Annotated in this window: 5 protein-coding genes; 3 read left to right on the top strand and 2 right to left on the bottom strand. The window is 44.9% G+C overall.

The features are described from left to right. Positions 1-100: 100 nt before the first annotated feature. Positions 101-1,780, bottom strand: a complete 1,680-nt coding sequence (gene groL, locus DACSA_RS12995) for a chaperonin GroEL (protein ID WP_015230198.1) — start codon at positions 1,778-1,780, stop codon at positions 101-103. 126 nt (positions 1,781-1,906) lie between these two features. Here groL and DACSA_RS22225 point away from each other — a divergent pair, with 126 nt between their 5' ends. Continuing rightward, positions 1,907-2,125: a hypothetical protein gene (locus DACSA_RS22225; protein ID WP_041235488.1), complete on the top strand. Its 219-nt coding sequence runs from the start codon at positions 1,907-1,909 to the stop codon at positions 2,123-2,125. 247 nt (positions 2,126-2,372) lie between these two features. Here the strand turns inward: DACSA_RS22225 and leuS are convergent, their stop codons facing one another. Continuing rightward, positions 2,373-4,931, bottom strand: a complete 2,559-nt coding sequence (leuS, locus tag DACSA_RS13005) for a leucine--tRNA ligase (RefSeq protein ID WP_015230199.1) — start codon at positions 4,929-4,931, stop codon at positions 2,373-2,375. A gap of 349 nt (positions 4,932-5,280) precedes the next feature. Between leuS and DACSA_RS13010 the strand changes: the two genes are divergently transcribed. After that, the gene (locus tag DACSA_RS13010) at positions 5,281-6,060 is read left to right on the top strand and encodes a SapC family protein (protein ID WP_015230200.1); all 780 of its coding nucleotides are present in this window, start codon (positions 5,281-5,283) and stop codon (positions 6,058-6,060) included. Positions 6,061-6,158: 98 nt separating this feature from the next. Next, positions 6,159-6,446, top strand: a complete 288-nt coding sequence (locus DACSA_RS22230; protein WP_232225088.1) for a hypothetical protein — start codon at positions 6,159-6,161, stop codon at positions 6,444-6,446. The last annotated feature ends 64 nt before the right edge of the window (positions 6,447-6,510 follow it).

A 6,510-nucleotide genomic window follows, 5' to 3' on the forward strand; every position in this document is an offset into this window, starting at 1 on the left:
GAGGATGGGGTGTTAATTTAATATATTAATGCGTAGAGACGTTCTATGGAACGCCTCTACAACAGGGGATATCTTTATAACATCGACGACGGGAGGGGAATTACATCATTCCCATGCCTCCCATGCCGCCCATGCCGCCCATACCGCCCATGCCGCCCATGCCGCCCATAGCGGCTGAGGGATCGCCACCAGCTTCTTCTTCTTGTGGTTCTTCCACAACGAGAGCCTCAGTGGTGATAATCATACCAGCGATCGAGCCTGCATTTTGCAACGCTGCCCGAATCACTTTCGCTGGGTCAATAATTCCGGCGGCAATCATATCTTCATACTCACCGGTGAGGGCATTATAACCCACATTAAACTCAGTTTCGCGGACATTTTCCACAACCACAGAGCCTTCAGCGCCAGCATTATCCGCCATTTGAGATAGGGGTGCTTCCAGTGCTTTTCCAACTAAGTCCGCGCCAATTTTTTCTTCGGGATGGGTGAGTTGATTTTTAAACTCGGCAACTTTTGCCGCGAGGTGAATTAAAGTTGTGCCACCCCCTGGCACAATGCCTTCTTCTACCGCTGCTTGAGTGGCATTGAGTGCGTCTTCAATTCGCAGTTTACGATCTTTCAGTTCGGTTTCAGTGGCAGCACCGACTTTAATCACAGCGACACCGCCAGCAAGTTTGGCGATACGTTCTTGTAATTTTTCCTTGTCATATTCGGAATCGGTTTCCGCGAGTTGCTTCCGAATTTGATTTACCCGTTTCTCAACATCATTTTTGTTCTCGCCGTTGGAAACAATAACCGTGCTGTCTTTATTGATGGTGACACGCCGCGCTGTTCCCAACATATCGAGGGAAACCGAATCAATGGTTAACCCCACATCTTCGGAAACTAATTGTCCTCCCGTGAGAACGGCAATGTCTTGTAACATTTGTTTACGACGATCGCCGAAACCAGGGGCTTTAATCGCTGAGACATTCAGCACACCGCGAGCTTTGTTCACAACAAGGGTCGCCAGTGCTTCGCCTTCAATGTCTTCTGCGATCACTAATAAGGGTTGTCCTTCTCGCGCCACTTGTTCTAAAACGGGAACTAAATCTTGGATGGCGCTGATTTTCTTGTCGGTGATGAGAATACGGGGGTTTTCAAACTCAACAATTTGTCGCTCTTGGTCGGTGATAAAGTAGGGGGAAAGATAGCCTCGATCGATTTCCATCCCCTCAACGACATCCAATTCTGTGGCGAGAGATTTGGATTCCTCAACGGTAATCACTCCGTCTTTGGTCACTCTTTCCATAGCATCGGCGATCATCTTGCCGATTTCTTCATCATTTCCCGCCGAAACCGTTGCCACCTGCGCGATCGCGCTTCCTTCCACAGGTTTAGCAACATTCGCAATTTCTTCTACTAAATAGTTAACAGTTTTTTCAATACCGCGCCGAATCGCAACTGGATTTGATCCCGCCGCGACATTTTTCAATCCTTCCCGAATCATCGCTTGACCGAGAACGGTGGCTGTTGTTGTTCCATCTCCAGCCATATCATTAGTTTTAGAAGCCACCTCTAAAATCAATCGCGCACCCGTATTTTCGAGAGGGTCTTCCAGTTCAATTTCTTTCGCTGCCGTAATCCCATCGTTTACAATTTGAGGATTACCATATTGTTTTTCTAATAAAACATTGCGTCCTTTGGGACCGAGAGTAATACGAATTGCATCAGCGAGAGCATTTACCCCTCTTTCTAGGGAACGTCTTGCCTTTTCGTTAAAAGTTACAATCTTAGCCATTGCGTTATCTTCTTAATCTTTGTCGTCCATCAATAGACAATTTAGCACTCTCCGTCAACGAGTGCTAAGTCATGGGAGAGTAGGGATATCCGAACAGTCTCGGTTGAATCAATAGAGAGTTGTAGGTTGGGTGGAGGAGACGAAACCCAACACCAATCAGTGACCAGTAGTTGTAGGTTGGGTGGAGAAGACGAAACCCAACACCAATCAGTGACCAGTAGTTGTAGTTGTAGGTTGGGTGGAGGAGACGAAACCCAACACCAATCAGTGACCAGTAGTTGTAGGTTGGGTGGAGGAGACGAAACCCAACATCAATTCCTTTGTGGTTTGTTGTTTTGGGTTTAATTAATCATTGACCTCTGTTGGGTTACGCTCTTGGCTTCACCGAACCTACGATTCTACTGTTGGGTTACGCTCTTGGCTTCACCGAACCTACGATTTACTGTTGGGTTACGCTCTTGGCTTCACCGAACCTACGATTTACTGTTGGGTTACGCTCTTGGCTTCACCCAACCTACGATTTACTTCACCGAACCTACGATTCTACTGTTGGGTTACGCTCTTGGCTTCACCCAACCTACGATTTACTGGGTTAGACCACGAAATTAACTAATTTTCCTGGAACAACAATCACTTTCTTAATCTCTTTCCCTTCGAGATAGCGTTGCGCCGCGTCTGACTCTCGCGCATACTTTTCTAACTCCTCCCGACTCGCATTCGCGGGAACGGGAATTGTCCCTCTGGTTTTCCCTTTAATTTGAATCACTAAATTAATTTCATCAACGGTTAACGCATCTGGATCAGCTTCTAACCATTTTTGCTGATGAATTGAATCTTTATGTCCGAAAGCGTGCCACAATTCTTCTGTGATATGAGGCGCGAAGGGGGCGAGTAATTTAACCAGTGCTTCAATTCCTTCTTGATAAACAGGGGAAGTTTTACATTTTGCCTCGTTTAAGGCGTTATTCAGCTTCATTAATTCGGAAACTGCGGTATTAAATTGGTAATCTCCCGCTAAGTCCTCTGAAATGGATTTAATGGCGGTATGAATAGCGCGACGCAAGTCTTTCTCTGCTTTGGAAAGGTCAGCGTTTTGATCAATGACTTCATTTTGCTCAACAAATTCCATCACTAAACGCCACACTTTATTCAGAAAGCGAAATTGTCCCTCAACGTCGGCACTGTCCCATTCTAAATCTTTTTCGGGCGGTGCTTTAAACAAAATAAACATCCGCGCTGTATCTGCCCCATATTTGTCTAAAACCTCTAAGGGGTCAACGCCATTATATTTAGATTTGGACATCTTCTCAAAAAAGACGGACAGTTCATCACCCGTGTTGGGGTCTTTGGGATCATCTGGGTTCACTTCTTGAGAGGGGATATATTTCCCAGTTTTGGGGTTTTTGTAGGTCATTCCCTGTACCATTCCCTGAGTGAGTAACCGTTGGAAGGGTTCATCACAGTTTAATAGTCCTCTGTCTCGCAAAACTTTTGTAAAGAAGCGAGAATAAAGTAAATGCAGAATGGCGTGTTCAATTCCCCCGACATATTGATCTACGGGCATCCAATCGTTTACTTTTTCCTGATTAAATGCCTCTTCAATGTTATTAGCATCGGTGTAACGGAGGAAGTACCAAGAGGAATCAATAAAGGTGTCCATGGTGTCGGTTTCTCGTTTCGCCGCTTCACCACAAGACGGACAAGATACATTTAACCAGCTTTCCAGTTGCGTGAGGGGAGAACCACCGCGTCCAGTAAATTCTATGTCTTCTGGAAGTTCTACGGGTAAGTCTTTGTCGGGTACGGGAACAGCGCCACAACTGGGACAATGGATGATGGGAATTGGTGCGCCCCAATAGCGTTGACGGGAGATTAACCAGTCTCGGAGACGATATTGGATTCTGGCTTTTCCCCAGCCCTGTTTTTCGGCATGATCAATGATGACTTGTTTTCCTTCTACGGAGTTTAGGCCGTCAAATTGACCCGAATTAACAATTGTCCCTGCTTCAGTGTAGGCGTTTTCGAGTGTGTCGCTGACTGCTTCTCCTTCGGGAACAATCACTTGTTTGATGGGAAGCTGGTTTTGGGTGGCAAATTGGAAGTCTCGCGCATCATGTGCGGGAACGCCCATCACTGCCCCTGTTCCGTATTCGTAGAGGACATAATCGGCGATTAAAATGGGGATTTCTTCGCCTGTGAAGGGGTTAATGGCTTTGCCGCCAGTGGGGATACCGCGTTTGGGTTTGTCTTCGGCGGTGCGTTCTTGTTCGCTTTCGTTGGTGACTTCTTGAATAAAGGCTTCTACGGCTGGTTTTTGGTCGCTTGTGGTGACTTTTGGGGTGAGGGGGTGTTCGGGGGCGAGAACCACATAAGTTACGCCATAGACGGTATCGGGACGGGTGGTGAAGACTCCGATTTTATTTTCTATTCCGATGATCGGAAATTCGAGATACGCACCAACGGATTTTCCGATCCAGTTCTCTTGCATTAGTTTAACCCGATCGGGCCAGCCTGGGAGTTTTTCTAAGTCGTTGAGGAGTTCTTCTGCGTATTCTGTAATCTTGAGAAACCACTGTTTGAGGAGTTTTCGTTCAACTTTCGCCCCACTGCGCCAGGATTTTCCTTCGCCATCAACTTGTTCATTAGCGAGAACAGTTTGATCGATTGGGTCCCAGTTCACTGCGGATTCTTTCTGATAGGCTAACCCCGCTTGGAAAAACTGGAGAAATATCCATTGCGTCCATTTGTAGTAGTCTGGGGAACAGGTGGCGACTTCTCGACTCCAGTCTAGGGATAATCCCAGTTGTTGGAGTTGCTGTTTCATCTGTTGGATATTTTTCTCTGTCCATTGTGCGGGATGAATCCCGCGATCGATCGCCGCATTTTCGGCGGGTAAACCAAAGGCATCCCATCCCATCGGATGCAGTACCCGATATCCTTGCATCCGTCGCCACCGCGCCATGACATCGGTGATCACATAGTTCCGCACGTGACCCATGTGGAGATTTCCCGATGGATAGGGAAACATCGACAGTGCATAAAATTTCGGTTTGCTTTTGTCTTCTGATGCGCGATCGATCTCGGTTTCTAACCAGTTTTGTTGCCATTTCGGCTCGATTTCAGAGGGATTATATCGGGATGCACTTGCCATGATCTGCTACTATTTTCGATGAGTCCAGCATTTTCACATTTTAGAGCAAGATGGACGGTACTCGATCGAACTCCTCGGTGAACGATCGCCCCCTCACCCCCAACTCTGGGGGAAAATGATGAACATGATCAAGGTAAGATTCTCTACTCTAATTCAAAAAATATTAGAAAAATATTAAATCTAATTTCATCATTTATGCTAGGAAATTAGCCACTCAAAATTGTAATTAATCCCTGACTTGGGAAGATTCAGAAAATTAGTAAAATTGGAAAGCAAGCAACTTGAGAAAAGGTTTGCTAAACTCAACTCAAGATGACACAATGATCTGAAAACCAATTAGGAATGAATCATGGCAAAACAGTTATTGTTCTACGATCAAGTTGTTCCCGTCTCCAAAGAAAAGCATGGTAATCTGTCTGTAAAAACTGGAGATAATTATCAGTTTGCGAAACAAGCTAATGCCATTCCCATTACTTTAGGCGAATTTGCGCCAGCGACTCAAGAATATCCTTTAGTATTTGTGGAAAATCAAAACTCGCTGATGCCAGTGGTCGTGGTAGGATTACAAGCTGAACAAAATTTGTATGTCAACGATAATGGAGAATGGCAAGGAAAATATATCCCAGCTTTTGTCAGACGATATCCTTTTGTTTTTGCCCTCAGTGATGACGAGAAAACGTTTACTTTATGTGTAGATGAAAGTTTTTCTGGTTGTAACGAAAATGGTCGTGGTGAGCGCCTTTTTGATACGGAAGGAGAGGAAACTCAATATCTAAAAAATGTTCTGAATTTTCTCAAAAACTATCAAACTCAATTTCAAGCCACTGAACAATTTTCCCAAAAATTAAAAGACTTAGAACTGTTAGAACAAATGCAGATGCGGTTTGATAGCGGCGAGGATCAACCCTCTTCCTTATCGGGATTTTTTGCTGTCAATCGTGAAAAATTACAACAGTTATCAGGAGAACAGTTGGCTGAATTAATGCAGTTGGGATGGTTAGAATTAACCTATCTACACTTACATTCAATTAATAATTTTTCCAATGTTGTGGAACGGAGTAAGGAAGCAAAAACGAATTCGGGAACTGAAACATCAACGGAACAGGAATTAGCAACAGCCCAAAGTTGATGAGTATTTGTTCTTAAGTTTTTTGACTTGAAACCAGACTAATTTTTGTTAGGGGAGATCAGGGTAATGATCTCCCCATTTTCTTATTGGCTGTTGTCTTGCCAAACCGAAAATTGGACTGCTTCGAGGCAAGAGGCTTGCATGCAAGAGGCAAGAGGCAAGATGGGGAAGATGGGGAAGATGGGGAAGATGGGGAAGATGGGGAAGAAAAATTGTCTCCCTTGTCTCCCTTGTCTCCCATTTCTCCCATTTCTCCCATTTCTCCCATTTCTCCCATTTCTCCCATTTCTCCCTTGTCTCCCTTGCACCTTTTTGAGGGGTTAAGAACCTTAAAGCCTCATTGGGTAAGGGTTTCAGTTTTATTCAGGAAGCCCTATATTAGTTAATCCTTTGCCATTCAGGATTAAGACTTGCTAGTTTAGTGGCTGTGAAGTTGTTAGGTTGCAAATC

Origin of the sequence: Dactylococcopsis salina PCC 8305 (assembly GCF_000317615.1) — a bacterium.
GTDB lineage: Bacteria > Cyanobacteriota > Cyanobacteriia > Cyanobacteriales > Rubidibacteraceae > Halothece > Halothece salina.